This window comes from Micromonospora sp. NPDC006766 (assembly GCF_040636055.1).
Lineage (GTDB): Bacteria > Actinomycetota > Actinomycetes > Mycobacteriales > Micromonosporaceae > Micromonospora.
This window is the reverse complement of record NZ_JBEYIX010000015.1, coordinates 1-23445: the sequence shown is the minus strand read 5'-3', so window position 1 is coordinate 23445 and position 23445 is coordinate 1. Positions and strand designations below refer to the sequence as shown.

Below are 23445 nucleotides of genomic sequence, written 5' to 3'. Positions count from 1 at the left end.
TCAACCCGCAGACTAACCCGGGGCCGGGGAGGCCGCCGTAAGCGACCCACCGCGGGTCCGTCGTGTCCGGTTCCGGCGTGCACCGACGCAGTGCGGAAAACCACAAGATCTTATTCACGGCACGGTCGCGGCCACGTAATTCCGGGCTCACCTGGCCGGAGAGGGATGCGGCACGTAAAGGAAAGATGTACGGACAAAGCTGCGCGCCGGCACTGTGGTGTCGGCGCGCGTTTTCCGGGTGCTGCGATTCAGTTTTTCGACAACTGGAGATCAGGTCAGCGCCGGCTCGGCCAGCCGCAGGAGGTCATCAGCCTCCGCCGCTGCCGCCGCCAGCCGATCATTGTCGGCACGCAGACGTGTGATCTCGAACTCGAGTGCCTGAACCATGGCACGCAGTCGGGTGACCTCGTCGAGCAGACGCCGGTCGGGCGCTGCACCAACGTGGCCGTAGAGGGCCTTCGCCATGCTGACTCCTTGATATGCGCTGCCGGAAAGGCCGGCCAACGCGCGCCCATCATGTTCGCGGCTGCCATCCCAGCTAAATCCGGGCATGACTGGGCGCGACTGGCGACACCTACATATTGAGCCGCAACCCCCTCCTTCGTCAAGTTCTCGCAGGCCGTAGATCATCTTTAGGTCGGCCGGTCCACTTGTCGGGGGCTGCCGGAAGGCATGGACACGCTCTGTCCGGACCACATAACTGTACGCCCGGAAATGCGTGAACGACTCACCCTCGGTGTCGGGTTCCCCTTAACTCTTTCTTAGTGGCGTTGCCGCAGCTCGCGGCGCGACCGTAACCTCGGCCCGGCCCGCAACCGATCCCGTGGAGGGGGCAGGCGTGTACCGCTCGACCGACCCGATCGAACCGGATGGCGTTGCCCGGCGCCGGGAGCCACCGGCCGGCAACGGGCCGGCCTGGCTCACCGACCGGCCCGAGCCACGGTCGGCGTACCTCTTCGGGGACGAGCTGGAGCAGTCGGCCACGGACCGGGCCGACGCCCCGACCGAGGTTCTGCCGACCGGCACCTGGCAGCCGGCCACCGACGCCGCGCCCGAGAAGCCAGGGCGACACCGACGGCGAGGCCGTTCCGCGCACCCCCTCGTGGTCGGCGGCGCCGCCGCCGCGGCGACCCTGGCGGTGAGCCTGGGCGTGGCCGCCCTGCTGCTGCCGCCGGAGGACCGGCCGACCGAGCCGATCGCGGCCGACGACGCGGTGGCCGCCGCCCCGGCCGCGCCGGACACCACCGATGCCGCCCCCGGCGGCGCCCTCGCCCCGGCCTCGCCCACCAGCACGCCGAGCGCCCTGCCCAGCGTCGCCCTGCCGAGCCCGACCCGGACGGTCACGTCACTGCCCAGCCGGACCACCGCCCCCTCCCGTCAGCTCCAGCGCACCGCCGCGCCGAGCAGCAGCAAAAACACCCAGGTCACCTCGGCAACCGGGCTCAGCGCGGAACTTCAGCAGGTCGTCGATCTGGTCAACCAGGAACGGGCCAAGGCCGGCTGCCAGGCGCTGACCGTCAGCGACAAGCTGACGCTGGCCGCCCAGCGGCACAGCCAGGACCAGGCCGATCACAAGAACATGACGCACGACGGCAGCGACGGCAGCGACGTCGGCGAGCGGCTCGACCGGGTCGGCTACGCCTGGCGGGCGTACGGCGAGAACGTGGCCTGGAACCAGCAGAGCCCGGCCGCGGTCATGGCCGCCTGGATGAACAGCTCGGGCCACCGGGCCAACATCCTGAACTGCTCGTTCACCCAGATCGGCGTGGGTGTGGCGCGCAGCAACGGGCCGTACTGGACGCAGGACTTCGGCACCCCACGCTGAGCGGACACTCCCGCGGCGGACTGCCGCCGCGTCGTCACCGGGTCCGTGCTCGTTTGACCGGGGGGCGGCGGTGCGTCGCCCGCGACCCGGGAGCTGTCGATGCGGATGCGGCCGGCGTGGCCCGTGCCGCGCGTCCGGCCGGTCCGCGTCCTGCCACGCGGGCTGCGCCGGGGCGTGGCGGCGCTGGTGGCGGCGCTGCTGCTCGCCCCGGTGCCCGGCTGCCGCCATCCGGTCGCCCCGCCCGGTGCGCCCACCCGGTGGCCGTCAGCGCTGGCCAGCCGATGGCAGTGGCAGTGGCAGCTCACCGGCCCGGTGGATGCCACGGTCGACGTCGACGTCTTCCTCCTCGACCCGGTCCACACCACGACCGCCGAGACCGCCGCGCTGCGGGCCCGGGGCCGCCGGTTGGTCTGTCAGGTACGCGTCGGCACGTGGACGCCGACCGACCCGGACGCCAGCCGCTTCCCGGCGGACGTACGCGGTGACGCGGTTTCTGGCCGGCCCGCCAGCCGGTGGCTGGATGTACGCCGGTGGAACACGCTAGAGCCGGTCCTCGCCGACCGGTTCCGACTGTGCCGAGGCAAGGGCTTCGGCGCGGTCGCGATCGACGACGCCGACGGCTACCGACACCGCCCCGGCTTTCCGTTCGACTTCGACGACCAACTGCTGTTCAACCGTCGGGTGGCCGCCCTGGCCCGTCGGCTCGCCCTCTCGCCCGGGCTGGTCGACGACGTGCCGCAGGTGGCCGCGCTCGCGCCCGACTTCGACTTCGCCGTCAACCAGGAGTGCGTACGCCGGCGGGAGTGCGCCAAGCTGCTGCCCTTCGCCGACGCGCACAAGCCGGTCTTCCACGTCGAATACTCCGGCGACCCGGAGGCCTTCTGCGTCACCACCGTCGGCTACGGCTTCGCCTCCATGCTCAAGGATCGGAAGCTGGACGCCTGGCGCGAGCCGTGCCCCGTTTCCTGATCCGCCCCGGCGGCACCGGCCGCTTCGGCACTGAGGGGAGTGGCCAGGTCCTCCAGTGACCTCCCCTCCGCCTTGATGCCGAGGACCAATTCGACCAGGCCACCGATGATCATCACGGACGCGCCGACGACGAAGGCGAGTACGGTGTCGCCGACCCGGCCGGTGCCGACCAGCTTGGCGAAGAGCAGCGGGCCGGTGATGCCGCCGGCGGCGGTGCCGAGCGCGTAGAAGAACGCGATCGCCATGGCACGGGTCTCCATCGGGAAGATCTCGCTGACCGTCAGGTACGCCGCGCTGGCGCCGGCCGACGCGAAGAAGAGCACCACGCACCAGCAGGCGGTCATGGTCACCGCGTCGAGCACACCCGAGTGGAACAGCCAGGCGGTGCCGAGCAGCAGCACCCCGGAACCGAGGTACGAGCCGGCGATCATCGGCACCCGGCCGACGGAGTCGAAGAGCCGCCCCAGCAGCAGCGGGCCGAGCAGGTTGCCGACCGCGATCACCGCGAAGTAGTAGCCGCTGTTGCCCGGCGGGACCGCGAAGAAGGTCTGCAGGATCTGGGCGAAGCCGAAGGTGATCGCGTTGTAGAGGAACGCCTGCCCGATGAAGAGCGCGAAGCCCAGCGCGGCGCGTTTCGGGTAGCGGGTGAACAAGGTCTTCGCGATCTCCACGAAGTTCGTGCTCCGGCGCTGCCGGATCTCGATGAAGCTGTCGGCCTCGGTCAGGTCCGCGCCGGTCTCCCGACGCACCTCCGCCTCGACCGAGTCGATCAGCCGATTCGCCTCGTCGGCCCGGCCGTGAATGAACAACCAGCGCGGACTCTCCGGGACGTGCCGGCGGACCAGGAGGATCACCACGCCGAGCACCGCGCCCAGGCCGAAGGCCACCCGCCAGCCGAGGTTGGTCGGCAGGCCGTTGAGCAGCGGTACGGTCAGCAGCGCCCCGAGCGCGGCACCGAGCCAGAAAGTGCCGTTGATGATGATGTCGATCCGACCGCGGTGCCGCGCCGGGATCAGCTCGTCGATCGCGGAGTTGATCGCCGCGTACTCGCCACCGATGCCCATGCCGGTCAGGAACCGGAACAGGAAGAACCACCAGGTGTGGAACGAGAGCGCGGTCATCGCGGTGGCGAGCAGATAGAGCCCGAGGGTCAGCAGGAACAGCTTCTTACGCCCGAACCGGTCGGTCAGCCAGCCGAAGAAGAGCGCCCCGGTGCAGGCGCCGGCCACGTAGAGCGCGGCGGCCAGGCCGGTGACCTGGCTCTGCGTGATGCTCAGGCCGCTGCCCGGCTCGGCGAGCTTGCCGGAGAGGTTGCCGACGATGGTCACCTCGAGGCCGTCGAGGATCCACACCGTGCCGAGACCGATCACGATCATCCAGTGCCAGCGTGACCAGGGCAGCCGGTCCAGGCGGGCCGGGACGTTGGTCCGCACGGTGCCGGCCGGTCGCAGCGTCCCGGCCGCCGAGGTGAGCTGTTCGTCCATGGCGGCCCACATGCCCCGCCGTCGCTCGCGCTAATCCTTTCGCGACCACCCTGGCGGTACGGCCGCCGGAGCGAAAACCTCCCGCGAGCGATATGCCTTTGAGTCATTTTCATGACTCAGAGGCATATCGCTTCCGACTTGTGTGTCCTTTGCAGGCCTATCAGGCTGGGCGGGTGCCCCGGATCAGTGCGCGCCGACCAGTTCCGGGGTGGAGGCGGGCGGGTCGGCGGGCGGGGCCTCCGCCCGGGCGCGCAGGAAGCGCGGGGCCCACCAGTTCGCGTCGCCCAGCAGGGTCATCAGGGACGGCAGCACCACAGCCCGGATGATCGTGGCGTCCAGCAGGATCGCCGCGGCCAGCCCGACGCCGAGTTGCTTCATGTCGATGGTGCTGAGCGTCGCGAAGATCGAGAAGACCCCGACCATCACGATCGCCGCGCTGGTCACCACGCCCGCCGACGAGGTGATTCCGTACGCCACCGCGTCCCGGTTGGGCAGGCCGTCCCGAACTCCCTCACGGATCCGGCTGACCACGAAGACGTGGTAGTCCATGGAGAGCCCGAAGAGCACCACGAACAGGAACAGCGGCAGCCAGGTGACGATGGCGTCCATCGAGGTGAAACCGAGCAAACCCTCCGCCCAGTCGCCCTGGAAGACCAGCACCAGCAGGCCGTACGCGGCGCCGGCGGAGAGCAGGTTCAACAGGATCGCGGTGAGCGCGACGACCACCGACCGGAACGTCCAGGCCATCACCAGGAAGGTCAGCGCCAGCACGAAGGCGGCCACGATGGGCAGCTTCTCCCGGATGTGCTGCGCGTAGTCCTCGTTGGCGGCCACGCCACCGCCGACCGCGTACTCGATTCCGGGGATGCCGCGCAGCGCCGCCGGCACCAGGTCCTCGCGCAGCTTGTGCAGCGACCGGGTGGCCTCCTCCGTGCGGCTGGCGTACGGCGTGGCCACCTCCAGCACCGACACCCGATGGTCGGCCGACACCTTGATCTTCGGGCCGTCCCCCTCGGCCGGCGCGAAGAGCGGGTCGGCGGCGGCCCGACCGGCCAGGTCGGTCAACGCCGCGCGCACCCGGTCGGCCTGCTGGGCCGGCGCCCGCACCGCCAGCGTGTGGCTGGTGCCGTTGCTCGGGAACGCGGCGGTGAGCCGGTCGTACGCCTGCATGGCCGGCGTGGTGCGCGGCACGTCCTCCATGCCGGGGAACTTCATCTTCATGCCCAGCGCCGGGGCGGCCAGGGCGAGCAGCAGCCCGACCGAGACGAACAGGGTGGTTCGCGGCGCCCGCAGCGCGGGCTTCAGCACGGCCGGCCAGAACCGGGGCCGGGCCGGCTGACCGTCCCGGCCGGTACGCGGCGCGGTGAGCCGCCACAGCAGCGGCACCCGGGGCCGGTCCACCCAGCGGCCGAGCTTGGCCAGCAGCGCCGGCAGCACGGTCAGCGAGCCGATCACCGCGACCGCGACCACCAGGATCGAGCCGACCGCGAGGGACGAGAAGATGGCGTCCTGGGCGAGTAGCAGCCCGGCCATCGAGATGATCACAGCGGTGCCGGAGACCACCACGGCGTGCCCGGAGGTCTCCGCCGCGATCTCCACCGCGTCGAGCCCGGACCGTCCCTTCGCCCGTTCCTCCCGCTCCCGACGAACGTAGAAGAGCGAGTAGTCGACGCCGACCGCCATGCCGATCAGCAGGATCACGCTGCCCGTGGTGTCGTTGGCCGGCACCAGATGCGAGGCCAGGGTGGACAGCCCCATCGCCGCGGCCACCGAGGAGAGCGCGAGCAGCACCGGCACCCCGGCCGCGATCAGCGCGCCGAACGCGACGATCAGGATGGCCAGGGTGACCGGCAGGCTGAGCAGCTCGGCCCGCAGGAAGTCCCGGCCCAGGGTGTCGTCGAGCGCCTTGTTGATCGAGGGTCCACCGACCTCCTCGATCCGCAGCGCCGGGTGCGCCTCCTGCACCTTCGCGGTGGCGTCCCGCAGCGGCTGCACCCGCTCGGACGCGGTCTGCGGGTCGCCGGACATGGTGATCGGCAGCAGCAACGCGCTGCCGTCCTGGGACGGCAGCGGCGAACCCACCGAGGCCACCCCGTCGACCTGCCGCAGCCGGGCCGCCGCGTCGTCGGCGGCGGCTCTCGCCGCAGCCTGGTCGAGCGTCCCGGAGCGGGACGTGATCAGCACGTTCTCCGTCGCCGGCTCGTGGAAGCCGCCGCTGTCGACGATCAGCTCGGCCCGTCCGAACTCACCGGTCGCCTGGTCGGCGTTGGTCGCCTCGGTCATGCCTGCGGCGTTGCCGCCGACGAAGCACACCGCGACGAACACCACCCACAACGCGATGGCCCGCCACGGGTGCTCCGCACTCCACCGCGCCAACCGCACCGTCACCGGTCGCCTGCCCATACCTGGGTTCCCCCTCCACACGTCGGTCCCGTACCGACGGTGTTTGACGCTAGGCAGCGGGCGACGCCCGGACATCCGGGAACGTCCCCGGCTCGTCCCCCACCCGCGGCCGGGCACAGCACACCGGCGCAACCCTGAACCGGCTCGGGGTCATCCCCGAAGGCCGGCCCGGGGGCGCGGCTGACAGCGCGGGCAACTGTACGACGAGCGGTTCATGAACGCCTCGCGGCGGATCAGCGCACCGCACCGCGGGCAGGGTTCCCCCTCCCGGCCGTACGCGTTGAGCGACCGGTCGAAGTAGCCGCTCTCGCCGTTGACGTCGACGTACAGCTCGTCGAAGCTGGTGCCGCCCTGCTTGATCGCCTCACCGAGCACGTCGCGGACGTGCCCGAGCAGCCGGGTGACCGCCGGGCCGGTGAGCGCGTCGGTCGGGCGCGCGCCGTGCAGCTTCGCCCGCCACAGCGCCTCGTCGGCGTAGATGTTGCCGACCCCGGAGACCAGGGTCTGGTCGAGCAGCGCCCGCTTCACCTCGGTACGCCGCCGGCGCAGCGCGGCCACGAAGTCGGCGTCGGAGAACTCCGCGTCCATCGGGTCCCGGGCGATGTGCGCGATCTCGGCCGGCAGCTCCGCCCCGCCGGCGGAGACCGACAGCCCGCCGAAGGTGCGCTGGTCGACGAAGCGCAGCTCCGGACCGTCGTCGGCGAACCGGAACCGGACCCGCAGGTGCAGCTCGTCGGCCGCCCCGGCCGGCTGGAGCAGCAGCTGGCCGGACATGCCGAGGTGCCCGATGAGGGCGTCCACGCTGTCCAACGGCAGCCACAGGTATTTGCCCCGGCGTCGGACGTCGGTGATCGTCCGACCGGCCAGCACGTCGGCGAAGTGCGCCGCGCCCGGCTGGTGCCGGCGTACCGCCCGGGGGTGGCGCACCTCGACCGAGGCGATGGTTCGTCCGGTGACCCACTGGGCCAGGCCCTGCCGGACCGTCTCGACCTCCGGCAGCTCAGGCAAGGCCGACACCCTCCGTCGCAGGCAACGTGCCCTGCTCCTGTTCGGCCTGCTCGGTCAGCATCCGCCAGGCCGACTCGGCGGCCCGCTGCTCGGCCTCCTTCTTGCTGCGCCCCTCGGCGCCGCCGTACCGGTTGCCGGCCACCACCACCCAGGCGGTGAAGGTCTTCAGGTGGTCCGGGCCGGTACCTTCGATCCGGTATTCCGGCACGCCCAGCCCCAGCGCGGCGGTCAGCTCCTGAAGGCTGGTCTTCCAGTCCAGGGCGGCGCCCCGGCCGGCCGACTCGGCCATCAGCGGGTCGAACAGCCGGTGGATCACGTCGGCCACGGTGTCCAGGCCGTACTGCAGATAGATCGCGCCGAGCAGCGCCTCCAGGGTGTCGGCCAGGATGCTGGCCTTGTTCCGGCCGCCGGTGGTCTCCTCCCCCTTGCCCAGCAGCAGGTACGCGCCGAGCCCGGCAGGGCCGAGGCCCCGCGCCACGTCGGCGAGCGCGCGCATGTTCACCACGCTGGCCCGTAGCTTGGCGAGCTGCCCCTCGGGCAGGTCCGGGTGGTTGTGGAACAGCGCCGTGGTGATCACCACGCCGAGCACCGAGTCGCCCAGGAACTCCAGCCGCTCATTGGTGGGCAGGCCACCGTTCTCGTACGCGTAGGAACGGTGGGTCAGCGCTCGTTCCAGCAGTTCCGGGTCGAGCGACACCCCGAAGGCCGCCTCCAGGTGGCCGACGGGAGCACGCCGCCGCTTGTCGTTGGTCATCGGCGTTGCGGCGTGGAAACCCGGCAGCTCAGGGCCGGGGGGAAACGCCGCTCCTCCTCTCGGGTGTAGGCCCATCCGTCGGCGCGTTGCAGCAGCCGGACGTGCCGGTGATGGATGCCCTGCACAAGGGCGTGGCTGGTGCGGATGTTGAACTTCCCGGTGGTTCGCACAGCGACCCGACCCACGTGCCGGCCCTTGTTCTTGCCGGCGCGCACGACAGCGTGCACCAGGTCGCCGGTTTGGAACCCGTACACCGATCTACTCCTCGGCAACCGCAGTCGAGGAAAGCCGTACCGGTTGCAGCGGGTGCGGGCGTAGCAGCCGCGGCCGGTCGCGGCGGCGACCAGCATGTTCAGCGGCACCCCCTTGACGCCGCAGTAGGCACACTTACGCGCCCACTTAGCCAGCAGGTACTCACGTACCTCGTAGCCGTGCAGGGTGCCGTGCTGGTACTCGACCCCGGCGATGTTCGGGTTCTGCAACAGTTGCGTGTCGAACGCGACCCGCTCCACATGCAGGCCGGTTACAGGTGCCCACCGGCGCCGATTGTTGAACCGGGGTGCCCGGTAGCGCAGGTTCCGTGACCGGCGGACACGGCGGAAGGCGGCGCGGACGGTCAGCTTGTCGCGGATCTGCCCGCCCCTGTGGCGGACCTCGACCGCGAACAGGCCGGTCCGCACCGTGTTGTCGCCCACATTGTCGGCGCGGAAGACGGCGATGCCGGTGAACTTCGAACCCGGGTCGATGCCGAGCTCAACCCCGTCCACCTCCGAGTCGACGACCTCGCGGTCTTTGAGCCGGATCACGAACGGGGTGTGCCGGTGCACCACGGCACGGCCGGAGGCGAGCAGCTTCCGGGCACGGGCCGGGGTGCACGGTTGGAGCGGACGGTGGTGCCGGTCCACCACGAACACCACCGGATGAGTGTGGGCCTCACGGCCATCGCCGGTTCCCGCCGAGGCGGGTACTGGGTGACGCCGGCTCACGCCGGTCTCCCCTCGCCCATGTCGCACACCGGCTGCCTTACGGCGTCCGTGTCCCGTTTCGTGGCATCTCGGGGCCGTGTCTGCTGACACGGATTCCAGGGTCCAGGGCTGAGGAAGCACCCCGGAGTGGGTCTTCACACCTGTGTACAACGTAGTCACCTCCCTTTCAGAGGTTCCTGAGGCTGGTCAACCACCCTGACGAACCGAGCAAGCCCGGTCATTCAAGGCCGAGAAGTTGACGGTGCTACCTCGGTGTCGGTTTGGTCAGGTACGAGATCGTGTAGCAGGGTGGAAACAGTGTCGGTGGCGCCGCGCCGCCACAGGTGGGCGGCGAGGGCGATGCCGGAGGCGACGTCGTCGGGCCGGGCCGCGCCATGGCAGACGACCACCGTGCCGGCCACCCCGAGCAGGGCCGCGGCACGTGGGGCACCGCCGTTCGCCGGCGGCCCGCCGGCCATCGCGTACGCGCCCTCGATCGCCTTGAGCAGCACGTTGCCGGTGAACCCGTCGGTGACCACGACGTCGGCGCGCGCGCCGAGGGAGATGTCGAACCCCTCGACGGGGCCCACGTAGCGGGCACCGCACGGCAATGGCACGGCGGCGAGAGCGGGGTCGGTGGCGCGGCGCAGTCGGTCGCCCTTGCCGGCCTCGGCGCCCACGGAGAGCAGCCCGACCCGGGGCGCGGCGACGGCGTGCGCCACGGCGGCGTACGCGGCGCCGAGGACGGCGTGCCGGGCGAGGGTGGCGGGGCCGGACTCCAAGGTGCCGCCGACGTCCAGCAGCACCACCGGGCCGGCGACGGCGGGCAGGGTGGCCACCAGGGCCGGGCGGCGTACGCCGGCCCAGCGGCCGAGGCCGAGCGCCGCGGCGGTGACGGTGGCCCCGGTTGAACCGGCGGAGACGATCGCGTCGGCGAGCCCATCGCGAACGGCGACGACCGCCGCGCGGACACTGCTGTCGGCACGGGCTGCGGTGGGATGGTCGGCCATGCCGATGGCGGTCCGCGCCGGGCGGACCGTGACCCGGGCTCGTTGCTCCGGGTCGAGGGCACCGATCAGCTCGCCGGCGACCTCGGTCGGTCCGACGAGCAGCAGGTGCAGGTCAGGGTCGGTACGCACCGCTCGCAGAGCGCCGTCAACCACGACGGCGGGAGCATCGTCCCCGCCGAGGAGGTCGACGGCGATCCGCGCGGTGCCCGGCTCCTTCGGGACACTGGCCGGGGATCGGCCGACGGTGGAGGGAGCCGGGGCACCGGGCGCGAGCCAGGGTGCGGTTGCCACCCGACCGGTGGTCGGGGACGTCACTCGGCGTCCAGGTCAGACTTCGAGGACCTGACGGCCGTTGTAGGTGCCGCAGACGGAGCAGGCGGCGTGCGGCAGCTTGGGCGACTTGCACTGCGGGCAGGCCACGGTCGCGACCGCCGCGGCCTTCCAGTTCGCCCGGCGGGCCCGGGTGTTGCTGCGCGACATCTTGCGCTTGGGGACGGCCACGGTTCTTACTCCTCTGTACGGGTCAGTTGCGACAGGCCCGCCCAACGCGGGTCGATCTGCTGATGGCTGTGGTCGGCCGGCAGATCGTCCCAGTGCACCCCGCATTCGGGGCACAAGCCTGGGCAGTCCTCCCGGCAGAGCGGGTTGGTCGGCAGTGTGAGCACCACCGCGTCCCGCAACACCGGCTCCAGGTCGATCAGATCGTCCTGCATCCGGCCCACCTCATCCTCGTCGGTCGTGTCGTCCGTGGTGCTGTTCTCGTACGCGTACAGCTCCTGGATCTTCACGGCTACCGAGTCGTCGATCTCGCGCAGGCAGCGGCCGCACTCGCCCTTGACGGGGCCGGTGACGGTCCCGGAGACGAGCACGCCCTCGGACACCGACTCCAACCTCAGGTCGAGGTCGAGGTCCGCACCTTGCGGCACGCCGATCAACTCCACGCCGAGGTCCTCCGGTGCCGGCGCGACCCGCTTGACCGTACGCAACGCGCCAGGCCGACGCGGCAGGTCCCTCGTGTCGAGGACCAGCGGCGACCTGGGGTTGAGTGAAGATGGCGAGTGTTTGGGCATAGTCAGACTCCGGCCGGTGAGAGGCCGACAAAAAAGGTTACCTGGGCGACCGCCCGACCGTCGAACCGGGGGGATGGCCCGCCCCGGTCCGTCGGGTGCCGGCTGTCGGCGGCCGGCCAGGGGGCGCTCAGAAGGGTAGCGGGCGATCGGCCTCGTCACCGGCGAAGGTGCCAATCTCACGCAGCGCGTGCATCTTGTCCCGACCGCGCTCGATCGAGGCGAGCGCCCGGGTGAGGAACTGCTCGAAGTTGGCCAGCGCGGTGTCGACGTAGTCGTCCACCTCGTCGCGGAGGCGCTGCGCCTCGGCACGGGCCTCGGCGATGATCCGGGCCCCCTCGTGTTCGGCCGAGACCGTGATCTCGTTCACCGAGACCAGGCGGGCGTGTTCCGCCTCACCCTCACTGATGATCCGGTCCGCCTCGCGCCGGCCGGCCTCCATGATCTTGTCCCGCTCCTCGAGCAGGGCGGCGGCGCGGCGCAGGTCAGCGGGGAGTTCCGCGCGCACCTCGTCGAGAGCCGCGATCATCTCACCCCGGTCGACCATGCAGTTGTTGCGCGACATCGGGACGGAGCGGGCCTGCTCCACCATGGCGATCAGTTCGTCGATGCGATCGAGCGGGTCCACCGGTACCTCACTCCTGTCGTTCGTCGGCCGACCTACATGATGCGGCCTGCGCCCTGATTCGGCGCTGCACACATCATGTCGCGCCCCCACCACCCCACACCGCCACACCCCGACCCGCCACGCCGCGCCGCCACGCCGCCGCCGCCGACGCTCGTCGATCTTGCACTTTCCGCCCCGACGAATCGCCTTTCTCGGACCGATCGGCGACCACACGTGCAAGATCGCGTAACGGGGGTCAGGGGCGGGGTGCGAGGCGGGCGAGGAGCTGGTCGCGGACGGGGTCGGGAACGTGGGCGGAGATGTCGCCGCCCCACTTGGCCACGTCCTTGATCAGGCTGGAGGAGAGGAAGGAATAGAGCGGGTTGGTCGGCATGAAAAGGGTCTCCACGCCGGCCAGGCCGATGTTCATCTGGGCCATCTGAAGCTCGTAGTCGAAGTCGCTGACCGCGCGCAGGCCCTTGATCAGCACGCTCGCCTGCTGATCCCGGCAGAAGTCCACCAGCAGCCCGCGGAACGACTCGACCCGCACGTTGTCGTACGACGCGGTCACCTCGCGGAGCATGTCGATGCGCTCCTCGACGCTGAACAGCCCCTGCTTGGACTGGTTGACCAGCACGCCGACGATCACCTCGTCAAAGAGCCGGCTGGCCCGGCCGATGATGTCGAGGTGACCGTTGGTGACCGGGTCGAAGGACCCCGGGCAAACCGCACGTCTCATGATCGGCGACCGTACCAAAGGGTGGTCTCGCCGTAGCGGCGACTGCGCTCACCAGTGACGCCCTCCACCCAGGTGACCGGCCCGGTCCGGCTGGAGCGCTCCACGACCACCAGGGCGTCGCGGGCCAGCCAGCCGCCGTCGACCAGCGCGGCCAGCAGCGCGGTGACCTCCTGGTCGGACACGGCGTACGGCGGGTCGGCGAAGACCACGTCGTACGGCCCGCCGTCGGGCCCGGCCGCGAGCACGGTGGACACCTTGCCGGCGACCAGGCGGGCGGCCGGGGCGGCCCGCAACGCGGCGATGTTCTCCCGGATCACCCGGGCCGCCCGGGGATCGGACTCGACCAGCAGCACGTGCGCCGCGCCTCGGGACAGCGCCTCCAGCCCGACCGCCCCGGAACCGGCATAGAGGTCGGCGAAGCGCGCGCCGTCCAGGTCGATCTCGGCCTGCACCGCACTGAACAGCGCCTCCCGGACGCGGTCGGAGGTCGGCCGGGTGCCGGCGCCGGGCGGCGCGGCGATCCGCCGCCCGCCGAGCGTCCCGGCCACGATCCGGGTCATCGTCTGCTCCTGCGCATGCCTTCACGCTACGTGACGCCCAGCCAGCGCCCGACGGGCGGCACCCCACCTCTCCGGAGTCATGCAATAACGTTTCGCATATGCAAGATCACAGATTTATAACATCATCCTTAGTGGCCGCTGAGGACTGTGACGCGCTCGACCCAATCGATAAGGTCGGCCGGGTGTCAGGCGTGGTGTGCAAACCTTCCGCCCGCCTTTCACAGCATCTGCTTTCTCCCAATCAGGAGTAGACGTGAACCGTCTGAACCTCCGGCGCGTCGCGGCGGTTGCCGCCGGCGCGCTGATCGGCCTCGCCGGCGTCGCCACCGTCGCCAGCCCGGCCAGCGCCCACTACAGCAATGTCACCGGCAGCGCCGTCTGCGACACCACGACGGGCCAGTGGCAGGTGACCTGGACCGTCAAGAGTGTGATGCACATGGCGGCCAAGAGCTTCCGGCTGGAAAGCGTGGCGCTCACCCCCAAGGGCACCCTCATCAGCGGCATCGCCGCGACGAAGGAAAAGAACAAGTACCCCCACGACGTCAACACCCCGCTCACCGGCGTGCAGGTGGTGCCCGGGTCGGCCACCGAGGCCACCCTCACGGTGCAGATGAAGTGGAACGACACCTACACCGAGAAGCCGAACCAGGGCAAGGTGACCTTCAAGGGGAAGTGCAAGGAGAACCCGAAGGGCAGCCCGTCGCCCGAGCCGGAGACCCCGTCGTCCCCCGAGCCGGAGACGCCGTCCTCCCCGGAGCCCGAGACCCCGTCGTCCCCCGAGCCGGAGACGCCGTCCTCCCCGGAGCCGGAGACCCCGTCCTCGCCCGAGCCGGAGACCCCGGGGAACCCCGAGCCGAACGCGCCGGTCACCGCTCCCACGGCGAGCTTCTCCTCCGACTGCGATGGCAAGGTCACGGTGACGCTCGCCAACGGCGCCGACGCGACCGCGGACGTCAAGCTGACCGTGCAGGCCAAGGGCTTCAACGAGACCTACACCATCAAGCCGGATGACAGCCGGAACGACATCGTGGTGCCGGCCGGCGCCGGCAAGATCACGGTCACCGAGGGCGACAAGCAGCTCGGCGAGCCGTACACCTGGGAGAGCCCCGAGAACTGCGTCCTGCCGGGCGAGCCGCAGGCCGGCTACGAGTCCACCTGCGACAAGCTGGTGTTCGGCTTCGCCAACCCCGAGGATGGCAAGGCCTTCGAGGTTACCCTGACCCCGAACAAGGGCGAGGCGCAGACGCGGACCGTCGAGCCGGGCCAGACCGTGTTCGTCGAGTTCGAGGCGTTCGAGGGTCTGACCGTCACGCCGTCGGCGGAAGGCCTGGACGACACCTCCCCGATCGCCTGGGAGAAGCCGGCCGACTGCGACGGCCAGGGTGGCGGTCTGCCGGTCACCGGTGCCGCGATCGGCGGCATCGTCGGCGGTGCCGCAGTGCTGCTGGGCGCGGGTGCGGTCCTGTTCGTCATGGCTCGTCGTCGTCGGGTGCGCTTCACCGCCTGACCTGAGCTGAACTGACCCGAGGGCGCGTCGACCATCCGGTCGGCGCGCCCTCGGCGCATCCGGGCCCGCTGTCCGATCGGAACGGCGGGATCGGACCAGGCCGCGTCAGCCCTTTTCCAGGTACTCCGCGCGTTCCTCGTCGACGAGCGCGGCGACCGAGGCGGCCAGGGCCGGGTGCCGTACCAGCTCCGGGTCCTCCTCGACCAGGGCGATCGCCTCGGCCCGGGCGTCCCGGATCAGGTCGGTGTCCCGCAGCAGCGACAGCAGCCGCAGGTGAGACCGGCGGCCGGACTGGGTGGCCCCCAGCACGTCGCCCTCGCGGCGCTGCTCCAGGTCCAGCTCGGCGAGCTTGAAGCCGTCCGTGGTGGAGGCGACCGCGTCGAGGCGTTCCCGCGCGGACGAGCCCTCCACCGCCTCGGTGACCAGCAGGCAGAGGCCGGCGGCCGAGCCACGACCGACCCGGCCGCGCAGCTGGTGCAGCTGGGAGACGCCGAACCGGTCGGCGTCCAGCACGATCATCACGGTGGCGTTGGGCACGTTCACGCCCACCTCGACCACTGTGGTCGCCACCAGCACGTCCAGGTCACCGTCGGCGAAGGAGCGCATCACCGCGTCCTTCTCGTCGGCCGGCAACCGCCCGTGCAGCACCCCGATCCGCAGGCCGTGCAGCGGCCCCTCGGCGAGCAGCGGCGCGACCTCCGTCACGGCGAGGGGCGGTCGGCGGCCGTTGTCGTCCTCGCGTGGGGCCTCCTCCTCGGACGCGGGACCGTCCCCGATCCGGGGGCAGACCACGTACGCCTGATGGCCGGCGACGACCTCCTCGCGCAGCCGACGCCAGGCCCGGTCGAGGAAGGCCGGCTTCTCGGCGGCCGGCACCACGTGCGAGGCGATCGGCGAGCGCCCCTGCGGCAGCTGGGAGAGGGTGGAGACCTCCAGGTCGCCGTAGACGGTCATGGCCACCGTGCGCGGAATCGGGGTGGCGGTCATCACCAGCACGTGCGGCGGCTGATCGGCCTTGGCCCGCAACGCGTCCCGCTGCTCCACACCGAACCGGTGCTGCTCGTCGACCACCACCAGGCCCAGATCGTGGAAATCGACCCCCTCGTAGAGCAAGGCGTGCGTGCCGAGCACGATGCCGGCCCGCCCCTCGGCCACCTCGGTGAGCGCCCGCCGCCGGGCCGCCGCGCCGAGCGAGCCGGTGACCAGCTCCACCCGGGTCGCGTGCTCGGCCGCGCCCAGCTCGCCGGCTCGCGCGAGCGGGCCGAGCAGGTCGAGCATGCCCCGGTAGTGCTGGGCGGCGAGCACCTCGGTCGGGGCGAGCAGCGCCGCCTGCCCGCCGGCGTCGACCACCTGAAGCATGGCCCGCAACGCCACCACCGTCTTGCCGGAGCCGACCTCGCCCTGCAGCAGCCGGTGCATCGGGTGCGCGGTGGCCAGGTCGGCGGCGACCTCCCGGCCGACGGTCTGCTGGCCGGGGGTCAGCTCGTACGGCAGCCGGGCGTCGAACGCGTCCAACAGGCCACCGGCGCGCGGCGGCCGGGCCTGCGCGGGCCGGGCCGCCGCCCGATGCTTGCGCTGCACCAGGGTCAGCTGCACGGCGAACGCCTCGTCCCACTTGAGCCGCCGCCGGGCCCGGTACAGCTCCTCCTTGGTGGACGGCCGGTGGATCTCGCGCAGCGCGGGGCCGATGCCGACCAGGTTGCGGCTGGCCCGCACGGTGGCCGGCAGCGGGTCCTCCGGCGGGGTGAACGTGTCCAGCACCACCCGGACGCAGCGGGCGATCACCCAGGTCGGCACCGCCGCGGCGGCCGGGTAGACCGGGATCAACGCCCCGGCGAACTCCTCGACCTCCTCGCTGGCCGCCGCCTCGCCGTCACCGCCCTCACCGAGCAGCACGTATTCCGGGCCGTTGAGCTGTCGTTTGCCCCGGAACTCGGTGACCTTGCCGGCGAACAGCCCCCACCGGCCGGGGCGCAGCTCCCGCTCCCGCCACGCCTGGTTGCCGAAGAAGGTGAGGGTGAGCACCCCGCCGGAGCCGTCGCCGACGGTGACCTCCAGCAGGTTGCCCCGGCGCTGGCGCATCGGCCGCACGGCGGTGCGCTGCACCTGGGCCAGCACGGTGACCTGCTCCCCCACGTCCAGCGAGCGGATGTCGGTGTGCTCGCCGCGCTCGTCGTAGCGGCGGGGGAAGTGATAGACCAGGTCACCGGCGGTGTGCAGGTCGAGGTGGCTGGCCAGGGCCTTGGCCGTCTTCTCCCCGACCAGCTTCTTCAGCGGCGTGTCCACCGTGGCCGGTTCGCTCGTCATTCGACCCCCACCAGGAGCGGATAGTGCGGCTGGCCGCCCTCGTACGACTGGACCTCCACGAACGGCCAGGACCGCTCGACGTGCTCGCGTACCTGGTCGGCCAGCCCGGCCGGGGCGCCCGCCCCGCAGAGCAGGGTGACCAGCTCACCGCCGCCGCCGAGCATCCGGTCGACCACGGCGGTGCAGGTGTCGAGCAGGTCGGCGCCGATCAGGTGCACCTCTCCCTCGACCAGCGCCAGCACGTCGCCCGGCCGGCACGGCCCGGCCACGGTGAGCGCCTCCTTGCCGGCGTGGCAGACCTCCGCGTACCGGCAGGCGCCGGCCGCCTCGGCCATGGCGATGACGTCGTCTTCGAAGCGGCGGGACGGGTCGCGGACGGCGAGAGCGGCGAGGGCCTGCACCGGGGAGCGGGTGGGCACCACGCTCACCTTCACCCCGAGCCGGTGGGCCTCCTGCGCGGCGGCGCTCGCCACCGACTGCGTGTCGGGGTCGTTGGGCAGCACCACCACCCGGGCCGCCCCGGTGGCGCGGATCGCGTCGAGCAGCTCACCGGTGGACGGGTTGGCCGGCACCACGACGGCTCCCTCGGCGGCGAACAGCTCGGCGATGCCGCTGCCGGTGGCCACCACCACGGCCGCCCGGCCGTCGGGCAGCGGGGCCGGCGGCGGCGCCGCCCGGTCGGCGAACCGGGTCACCGTGATCCGGTGCGGACGGCCGGCGACGACCCCCGCCTCGATCGCCGCGCCGACGTCGTTGACGTGCACGTGCACGTTCCAGGTCTCGACGCCGGGGCCACCGTCACCGACGATGAGGAGCGAGTCGCCGAGCGCGTCCAATTCGGCGCGCAGCCGGGCCACCGCCTCGTCGGTGGCGTCGAGAAGGTATTGCACCTCGTAGGCGTACGCCGGGGAGCCGGTCTCCCTCATGGCGGTGGCCGGCGGGCGCGCCGCGCGCGGCGCGGGCAGCGGCTGCTCCGGGCTCTGCCCGGTGACCACCTCGACCAGCGCGTCCAGCAACAGGCAGAGACCGCGCCCGCCGGCGTCCACCACGCCGGCGCGGGCCAGCGCGGGCAACTGTTCCGGGGTACGCGCGAGCGCCTGTGCCGCCGCGCCCGAGGCGACCCGGACCACCGTGCTCAGGTCGTCGCTGTCCGCCTGCTCGGCGGCGCGGGCCGCGGCGGCGACCACGGTGAGCAGGGTGCCCTCGACCGGGTGGGCGACCGCGGCGTACGCGGCGCCGGCGGCGCCGGTCAGCGCCCCGGCGAGCTGCCGGCCACGGACGGCCGGGACCGCGGCGAGCGCGTCGGCGAAGCCGCGCAGGATCTGCGACAGGATCACCCCGGAGTTGCCCCGCGCGCCGAGCAGCGCACCCCGGGCCATCAGGCGCAGCGCGTGCCCGTGCGGGGTGTGCCCGTCGTCGGGGAGGGTGCCCGGGTCGAGGGCGAGGGCCTGCTGCGCGGAGGTGAGGGTGAGCACCAGGTTGGTGCCGGTGTCCCCGTCCGGCACGGGGAAGACGTTGAGGTCGTCGATCTCGCCCTGGTGCTGTTGAAGGACGGCGAGCCCGCTCGCGCACCAGCGGCGCACCGCGGCAGCGTCGAGGGTGTCCAACACGACCGGAAGCCTACTGGCGTGCGCCGACACCCGCCGGGGTCGCCCGGCCCACGGCGGCGTGTCCGGCGGGTGTTCCGGCCTCCGGCGAGGGCACGCTCGGCGCTCCCTGCGAGGGCCGCGCGCCGGAGCCGCCGGACCACCGGTACGCTGGACGGGCCGGTTGGGCTCGCCGCTGGTCATCGGGTAACCTGACCAGGTTGCCCGGGCAGCGCCTGGCGGCGACCTCATGAACGTTTCAAACCCAGGAGTATCCCGTGGCTAGCGTGTGCGACGTCTGTGGCAAGGGGCCGGGCTTCGGCCACAACGTGTCCCACTCGCACCGGCGGACCAACCGCCGCTGGAACCCGAACATCCAGTCGGTGCGTACCCCGGCCGGTGGCGGCACCACCAAGAAGCTGCAGGTCTGCACCTCGTGCATCAAGGCCGGCAAGGTGACCCGCGCCTGACGCGTCAGCGTCACCCGGAAATCGTCGGCAGCCGGCGGCCCCTTTTGGGTCCGCCGGCTTCTGTCGTGTCCGAAAGCTGGAGCCCATAGCTGGCCGACCGGGTGGCGACCAGAGCGCGTCACCCGGTTAGTGTCCTGCTGCGCCGGCTGTCCGGTTCGGCGTCGACAGGGCATGTGGGGAGGCACCACCGGTGGGACTCGAGCTGGGCCGCGACGAGATGGTGATAGTCGGTACATCGTTCGGCTCGCTGCGCTGGTTCAACGAGGATCTGCCGCCAGGCAGCGTCGTCCTCGTCGAGGAGCCTGAGTTGATTCGCCGCCGGGACGTCGAGCGGATCGTCAACACCAGGCTGCCGATGGTCTCCCGGGTGGTGCCGGCCGAATACCAGACCGGCCTCGACGTCGATGCGCTGCTCGCCCGGGAGCCCGGTCTGGCCACCGCCCGGCTGGTCATGCCCTGCCACGAGTTCGCGGTGGGCGCCAGCGCCCAGCTGGCCGAGCGGCTCGGCCTACCCGGCGCCGGGGTGGCCGCCGCCGATGTCTTCACCGACAAACACCGGATGCGACTGCTCGCCGACGAGGTCGGCCTGGCCAACCCGGCGTACGAGCTGGTCGACGACCCGGCGCAGGCGACGGAGTTCGCCCGACGCCACGGCGGCCGGTGCGTGCTCAAGCCCACCCGCCAGTCGGGCAGCCTCGGGGTGCAGCTCATCGCCGACCCGGCGGAGATCGCCGCGGCGTGGGCGGCCAGCGCGGCGCCACGGACGCCGGCCGACGCCATCGACGGCCGGCCCACCGAGGTGCTGGTCGAAGAGCTGCTGGTCGGCTCGGAGCACAGCGTCGAGCTGCTGGTCGTCGAGGGCGAGGTCGTCTTCGGCAACGTCACCGACAAGCGGATCATCGGCGGCCGACGCCCGGTGGAGAGCGGGCACACCGTCCCGTCCACGCTGCCCAAGGCGGCGCACCAGGCGCTGCGGGAGGCGGCCGGGCGGCTCGCGCGGGCGGCCGGCTTCCGCACCGGCATGCTGCACAGCGAGTGGATCCTCGCCAACGGCGTGCCGACGCTGGTGGAGTGCGCCGCCCGGATGCCCGGCGACATGATCACCGCGATGATCTCGGTTGCCTACGAGTGCGGCTTCATCGATTGGTACCTGCGGGTGTTGTGCGGCGAGCGGCCCGAGGTGTCGGCCCGGCCGACCGGTGCCGCGGCGGTGGAGTTCCTGACCGCCCCGCCCGGCCGGGTCACCGCGGTGGAGGGGGTCCGAGATGCGCTGCGGGTGCCGGGCGTGCTGGACGTGCAGCTCGATGTCGCGGTCGGGGACACCGTGCACGAGGTGGTCTCCTCGGCCCAGCGCAGCGGACGTGTGATGGCCTGGGGCGCCGACCCGGCCGGCGCGGAGAGCGCCGCCCGCAAGGCCGCCGACCAGATCCGCATCACCGTCGCCTGAACCGGCGTCAACCCGGCCCACCCGGGCCGGGCCGACAGGTCCGGCCCGGCCCCGGTGGCGCGGTCAGAGCGTACGGCCGAAGGAGAGGCAGCCCGGCTCGTCCTGGTAGAAGCCGAAGTTCGGGATCCGCTCGTAGCCGGCCGAGGTGTACATCGCGATCGCCTCGGGCTGCCTGTCGCCGCACTCCAGGATGATCCGCTTACGACCCTGCTCCCGCGCCGACCGCTCCACGGCCTTGAGCACCGACCGGGCGACGCCCCGCCCCCGGGCCGTCGGCGCGGTGTACATCCGTTTCAGTTCGGCCGTGTCGCCGTCGTCGCCGTGGCTGCGCCAGCCGCCGCAGCCCACCGGCCGGCCGTCGACGTAGGCGACCAGGAAGGTGCCGGCCGGGGGCTCGAACTCCGCCGCGTCGACCGGCGTGTCGTCGCCGTTGCCGCCGTAGCGCTCGCCGAGGTCGGCCAGGGCGGCCCGGATCAACGCCTGCGACTCGGGGGCGTCGAAGTGCCGCACCCGGATCTCGATCTCACTCACGTCAGGTAAGGCTACGGCCAAGCGGCCGGCCGGTGCACTCGGTCACCGATCACTCCGTCCGACGGAAGTGGTCCCAGCCGGTCGGCCCCGCGTACGCCGCGCCGTCCACGGTCACCCCGGCGCCCTCGGCCACCTGCCCGATCGGCCGCCACCCGGGCGGCAGCGTCGCCGTCGCCGGGAAGGTCGCCGCCAGCGCGTGGTCCTCGCCCCCGGCCAGCAGCCACGAGTACGGGTCGACCCCCAGCGCCTGGGCCGCGTCGCGCATCTGCCGGGGCACCTCGAACGCGTCCCGGGTCACGTCGATCGCCACCCCGCTGGCCTTCGCCACGTGCCCCAGGTCGGCCAGCAGCCCGTCCGAGACGTCGATCATGGCGGTGGCGCCGTGCCGGGCCGCCTCCGCACCGGCGGGGTAGGGCACCTCGGGGCGGCGGTACGCCTCGACCAGCAGCCGGGGTGTCCGGAAGCCCCGGGAGAGGACGGAGTAGCCGGCCGCCGCCCAGCCGGTGCGCCCGGCGAGCGCCAGCACGTCGCCGGGGCGAGCCCCGGAGCGGACCACCGGCGGCCGGCCGCCCAGGTCACCCAGGGCGGTCACCGCGATCGTGATGATGGGGCTGGACGACATGTCACCGCCGACCACGCCCGCGCCGACCAGGGCCGCCTCGGCCGCGAGCCCGTCGGCCAGCTCCTCCGCCCAGCTCGGGTCCAGCTCGGCCGGGATGCAGAGGGCGACGAGCAGCGCGGTCGGGGTGGCCCCCATGGCTGCGATGTCGGCGAGGTTGGCCGCCGCCGCCCGGTGTCCGACGTCTCGCGCCCCGGACCAGTCCCGGCGGAAGTGCCGCCCCTCGACCAGCACGTCGGTGGAGGCCACCACCCGCCGGTCCGGCGCCGCCACCACCGCCGCGTCGTCACCGGGGCCGAGCAAGCAACTCTCCCCGTACGTCAGCCGGGCGGTCACCCGGTCGATCAGCCCGAACTCCCCCACACCCGCGACTGTCATCTTGTCCTCTCGTCGCGCTCTTCCGTCTTCGCGTTCCCGCACCACGCCCGGCGTGTCCTCGCTCACCGCGTCCAGTCGGCCACCGATAGGGATCACCCCTGCCCGGTAGGGTAGTTTCACCCCTCGGGTCGCCCCAGGCACCGACGGACGGAGGCCGATCGTGGTACAGGCGTACATCCTCATCCAGACCGAGGTCGGTCGGGCGCGTGACGTGGCCGGTCAGATCGCGGACCTTGCCGGCGTGGTACGGGTCGACGCCGTCACCGGGCCGTACGACGTGGTCGTGCTCACCGAGGCGAACAGCGTGGACGAGCTCGGCAAGCTCATCGTCAGCAAGGTGCAGATGGTGCCCGGCATCACTCGCACCCTCACGTGTTCGGTGGTGCGTCTGTAAGTGGACGAGCTCCCTTCCTCCCCCGTCTCCGACGAGCCCGGCCCGGCCGAGTCGGCCCCGCGCCGCGACCGTTCCACCCGCAGCGCGGCGCTCTGGGCGACGCTGGTCGCGGCGCCGATCACCCTGGTGGTGGCCGGGTTCACCTTCGCCAAGCTCGCCCCACCGGCACCGGCCGCCACGCCGAGCCCGTCGGCGACCGCCGTGCTGCCGCAGTCGACCGCCCCGGTCGAGATGCCCGCCCCGGCCCTGGCGGAGCGGCCGGCGACGGTCTGCCTCGCCCTGGTGTCCCAACTTCCGGCGAGCGTCCGCGACCTGCGGCAGCGGCCGGTCACCGCCGGCGCCGAGCAGAACGCCGCGTACGGCGATCCGGCGCTGACCGTCTCCTGCGGAGGCACCCCGCAGCTTGAGATGTGCCCCCCGCCCGCCTCGGGCGCGTCGACCGATCAGCCGGCCGACGGCTGCATCCCGGCGACCGGCGACGTGTGGCGGGTCAACGGGGTCTGCTGGTACCCGGTGGAGGGCACGGACGGCGCCACGCTGACCGCCGTCGACCGGGAGGTTCCGGTCCGGGTCCGGCTGCCGAAGGCGTACGAGCAGCCGCTCCAGTGGGTCGCCCAGATCTCCGACACGATCGTCGCCACGGTCCCGTCGGCCGAGACCGCTCCCGCCGGCTGCTCCGGCTGACCGGCCGCGGCGGGGGGGGGGGGGCGGCCGGCCGGCCCGGCGCGGCCGCGGCGGCCGGGTCGCGGGTCGCGCCAGGTGGCTCCCGGGACAACCACGACTCCCGTCCCGCGGTCGACCTGCGCTGGCGGTCC

General features: G+C 72.4%; 22 protein-coding genes and 1 pseudogene. 7 read left to right on the top strand and 16 right to left on the bottom strand.

From position 1 onward, the window contains the following. Window positions 1–270: 270 nt before the first annotated feature. Window positions 271–465 carry a hypothetical protein gene (locus ABZ671_RS15770; protein WP_357857531.1) on the bottom strand — a complete coding sequence of 65 codons (195 nt, stop codon included), beginning with the start codon at window positions 463–465 and terminating at the stop codon, window positions 271–273. 373 nt (window positions 466–838) lie between these two features. Here ABZ671_RS15770 and ABZ671_RS15765 point away from each other — a divergent pair, with 373 nt between their 5' ends. Then, the gene (locus tag ABZ671_RS15765) at window positions 839–1825 is read left to right on the top strand and encodes a CAP domain-containing protein (RefSeq protein ID WP_357857528.1); all 987 of its coding nucleotides are present in this window, start codon (window positions 839–841) and stop codon (window positions 1823–1825) included. A 99-nt stretch (window positions 1826–1924) separates the two neighbouring features. Next, the gene (locus ABZ671_RS15760) at window positions 1925–2794 is read left to right on the top strand and encodes an endo alpha-1,4 polygalactosaminidase (RefSeq protein WP_357857525.1); all 870 of its coding nucleotides are present in this window, start codon (window positions 1925–1927) and stop codon (window positions 2792–2794) included. Here ABZ671_RS15760 and ABZ671_RS15755 read toward each other — a convergent pair. From ABZ671_RS15755 to rsmD, 11 genes and pseudogenes are all read right to left on the bottom strand, one after another. Then, the gene (locus ABZ671_RS15755) at window positions 2725–4278 is read right to left on the bottom strand and encodes an MFS transporter (RefSeq protein WP_357857522.1); all 1554 of its coding nucleotides are present in this window, start codon (window positions 4276–4278) and stop codon (window positions 2725–2727) included. The genes ABZ671_RS15760 and ABZ671_RS15755 overlap by 70 nt on opposite strands. 183 nt (window positions 4279–4461) lie before the next feature. Next, window positions 4462–6681, bottom strand: a complete 2220-nt coding sequence (locus tag ABZ671_RS15750; RefSeq protein ID WP_357857519.1) for an MMPL family transporter — start codon at window positions 6679–6681, stop codon at window positions 4462–4464. Window positions 6682–6831: 150 nt separating this feature from the next. After that, window positions 6832–7689 carry a bifunctional DNA-formamidopyrimidine glycosylase/DNA-(apurinic or apyrimidinic site) lyase gene (mutM, locus tag ABZ671_RS15745; protein ID WP_357857516.1) on the bottom strand — a complete coding sequence of 286 codons (858 nt, stop codon included), beginning with the start codon at window positions 7687–7689 and terminating at the stop codon, window positions 6832–6834. Further along, window positions 7682–8443, bottom strand: a complete 762-nt coding sequence (rnc, locus tag ABZ671_RS15740) for a ribonuclease III (protein WP_357857513.1) — start codon at window positions 8441–8443, stop codon at window positions 7682–7684. Before rnc ends, mutM begins: the two co-directional genes overlap by 8 nt. Beyond that, window positions 8440–9360 (bottom strand): RRXRR domain-containing protein, encoded by a 921-nt coding sequence (locus ABZ671_RS15735; RefSeq protein ID WP_357857510.1) that lies wholly within the window; start codon window positions 9358–9360, stop codon window positions 8440–8442. The genes rnc and ABZ671_RS15735 overlap by 4 nt, the downstream gene beginning before the upstream one ends. A gap of 290 nt (window positions 9361–9650) precedes the next feature. Beyond that, the gene (locus tag ABZ671_RS15730) at window positions 9651–10613 is read right to left on the bottom strand and encodes a phosphate acyltransferase PlsX (protein ID WP_357857774.1); all 963 of its coding nucleotides are present in this window, start codon (window positions 10611–10613) and stop codon (window positions 9651–9653) included. A gap of 132 nt (window positions 10614–10745) precedes the next feature. Next, complete coding sequence (gene rpmF, locus ABZ671_RS15725; RefSeq protein WP_357857507.1) at window positions 10746–10919, bottom strand: 50S ribosomal protein L32; 174 nt, start codon at window positions 10917–10919, stop codon at window positions 10746–10748. Window positions 10920–10924: 5 nt separating this feature from the next. Beyond that, window positions 10925–11488 (bottom strand): YceD family protein, encoded by a 564-nt coding sequence (locus ABZ671_RS15720; protein WP_357857504.1) that lies wholly within the window; start codon window positions 11486–11488, stop codon window positions 10925–10927. 127 nt (window positions 11489–11615) lie between these two features. Further along, window positions 11616–12113, bottom strand: a complete 498-nt coding sequence (locus tag ABZ671_RS15715; RefSeq protein WP_357857500.1) for a hypothetical protein — start codon at window positions 12111–12113, stop codon at window positions 11616–11618. 235 nt (window positions 12114–12348) lie between these two features. Continuing rightward, window positions 12349–12831, bottom strand: a complete 483-nt coding sequence (gene coaD, locus ABZ671_RS15710; protein WP_357857497.1) for a pantetheine-phosphate adenylyltransferase — start codon at window positions 12829–12831, stop codon at window positions 12349–12351. After that, window positions 12828–13394, bottom strand: a pseudogene (gene rsmD / locus ABZ671_RS15705) (16S rRNA (guanine(966)-N(2))-methyltransferase RsmD); the annotation flags it as partial. The gene coaD and the pseudogene rsmD, both read right to left, overlap by 4 nt. Window positions 13395–13644: 250 nt before the next feature. Between rsmD and ABZ671_RS15700 the strand changes: the two are divergent. After that, window positions 13645–14898: a cell wall anchor protein gene (locus ABZ671_RS15700; protein WP_357857494.1), complete on the top strand. Its 1254-nt coding sequence runs from the start codon at window positions 13645–13647 to the stop codon at window positions 14896–14898. Window positions 14899–15003: 105 nt separating this feature from the next. On the opposite strand, the gene recG is transcribed toward ABZ671_RS15700, so the two are convergent. After that, a complete protein-coding gene (gene recG / locus ABZ671_RS15695; RefSeq protein WP_357857492.1) occupies window positions 15004–17205 on the bottom strand; it encodes an ATP-dependent DNA helicase RecG in 2202 nt (733 codons plus the stop codon). Continuing rightward, on the bottom strand, window positions 17202–18815 hold the full coding sequence (locus ABZ671_RS15690) for a DAK2 domain-containing protein (RefSeq protein ID WP_357857489.1): 1614 nt from the start codon (window positions 18813–18815) through the stop codon (window positions 17202–17204). The genes recG and ABZ671_RS15690 overlap by 4 nt, the downstream gene beginning before the upstream one ends. Before the next feature lie 254 nt (window positions 18816–19069). Between ABZ671_RS15690 and rpmB the strand changes: the two genes are divergently transcribed. Both rpmB and ABZ671_RS15680 read left to right on the top strand, forming a co-directional pair. Further along, window positions 19070–19261 (top strand): 50S ribosomal protein L28, encoded by a 192-nt coding sequence (rpmB, locus tag ABZ671_RS15685; protein WP_013284551.1) that lies wholly within the window; start codon window positions 19070–19072, stop codon window positions 19259–19261. Between the two features lie 190 nt (window positions 19262–19451). After that, the gene (locus tag ABZ671_RS15680) at window positions 19452–20708 is read left to right on the top strand and encodes an ATP-grasp domain-containing protein (protein WP_357857486.1); all 1257 of its coding nucleotides are present in this window, start codon (window positions 19452–19454) and stop codon (window positions 20706–20708) included. A gap of 63 nt (window positions 20709–20771) precedes the next feature. Here the strand turns inward: ABZ671_RS15680 and ABZ671_RS15675 are convergent, their stop codons facing one another. Then, the gene (locus ABZ671_RS15675) at window positions 20772–21239 is read right to left on the bottom strand and encodes a GNAT family N-acetyltransferase (protein ID WP_357857483.1); all 468 of its coding nucleotides are present in this window, start codon (window positions 21237–21239) and stop codon (window positions 20772–20774) included. A gap of 49 nt (window positions 21240–21288) precedes the next feature. After that, on the bottom strand, window positions 21289–22236 hold the full coding sequence (locus ABZ671_RS15670; protein ID WP_357857771.1) for a thiamine-phosphate kinase: 948 nt from the start codon (window positions 22234–22236) through the stop codon (window positions 21289–21291). Between the two features lie 160 nt (window positions 22237–22396). On the opposite strand from ABZ671_RS15670, the gene ABZ671_RS15665 reads away from it, so the two are divergent. Then, window positions 22397–22630: an Lrp/AsnC ligand binding domain-containing protein gene (locus ABZ671_RS15665; protein WP_357542571.1), complete on the top strand. Its 234-nt coding sequence runs from the start codon at window positions 22397–22399 to the stop codon at window positions 22628–22630. After that, window positions 22631–23314 (top strand): DUF3515 family protein, encoded by a 684-nt coding sequence (locus ABZ671_RS15660; protein WP_357857479.1) that lies wholly within the window; start codon window positions 22631–22633, stop codon window positions 23312–23314. It abuts the gene before it with no gap. Window positions 23315–23445: the final 131 nt, after the last annotated feature.

Excerpts from the sequence above, each read along its gene's own strand:
- ABZ671_RS15770 (WP_357857531.1), bottom strand. The coding sequence starts at position 465 with ATGGCGAAGGCCCTCTACGGCCACGTTGGTGCAGCGCCCGACCGGCGT.
- ABZ671_RS15760 (WP_357857525.1), top strand. The coding sequence starts at position 1,925 with ATGCGGATGCGGCCGGCGTGGCCCGTGCCGCGCGTCCGGCCGGTCCGC.
- ABZ671_RS15755 (WP_357857522.1), bottom strand. The coding sequence starts at position 4,278 with ATGGACGAACAGCTCACCTCGGCGGCCGGGACGCTGCGACCGGCCGGC.
- ABZ671_RS15750 (WP_357857519.1), bottom strand. The coding sequence starts at position 6,681 with ATGGGCAGGCGACCGGTGACGGTGCGGTTGGCGCGGTGGAGTGCGGAG.
- rnc (WP_357857513.1), bottom strand. The coding sequence starts at position 8,443 with ATGACCAACGACAAGCGGCGGCGTGCTCCCGTCGGCCACCTGGAGGCG.
- ABZ671_RS15720 (WP_357857504.1), bottom strand. The coding sequence starts at position 11,488 with ATGCCCAAACACTCGCCATCTTCACTCAACCCCAGGTCGCCGCTGGTC.
- coaD (WP_357857497.1), bottom strand. The coding sequence starts at position 12,831 with ATGAGACGTGCGGTTTGCCCGGGGTCCTTCGACCCGGTCACCAACGGT.
- recG (WP_357857492.1), bottom strand. The coding sequence starts at position 17,205 with ATGACGAGCGAACCGGCCACGGTGGACACGCCGCTGAAGAAGCTGGTC.
- ABZ671_RS15670 (WP_357857771.1), bottom strand. The coding sequence starts at position 22,236 with ATGACAGTCGCGGGTGTGGGGGAGTTCGGGCTGATCGACCGGGTGACC.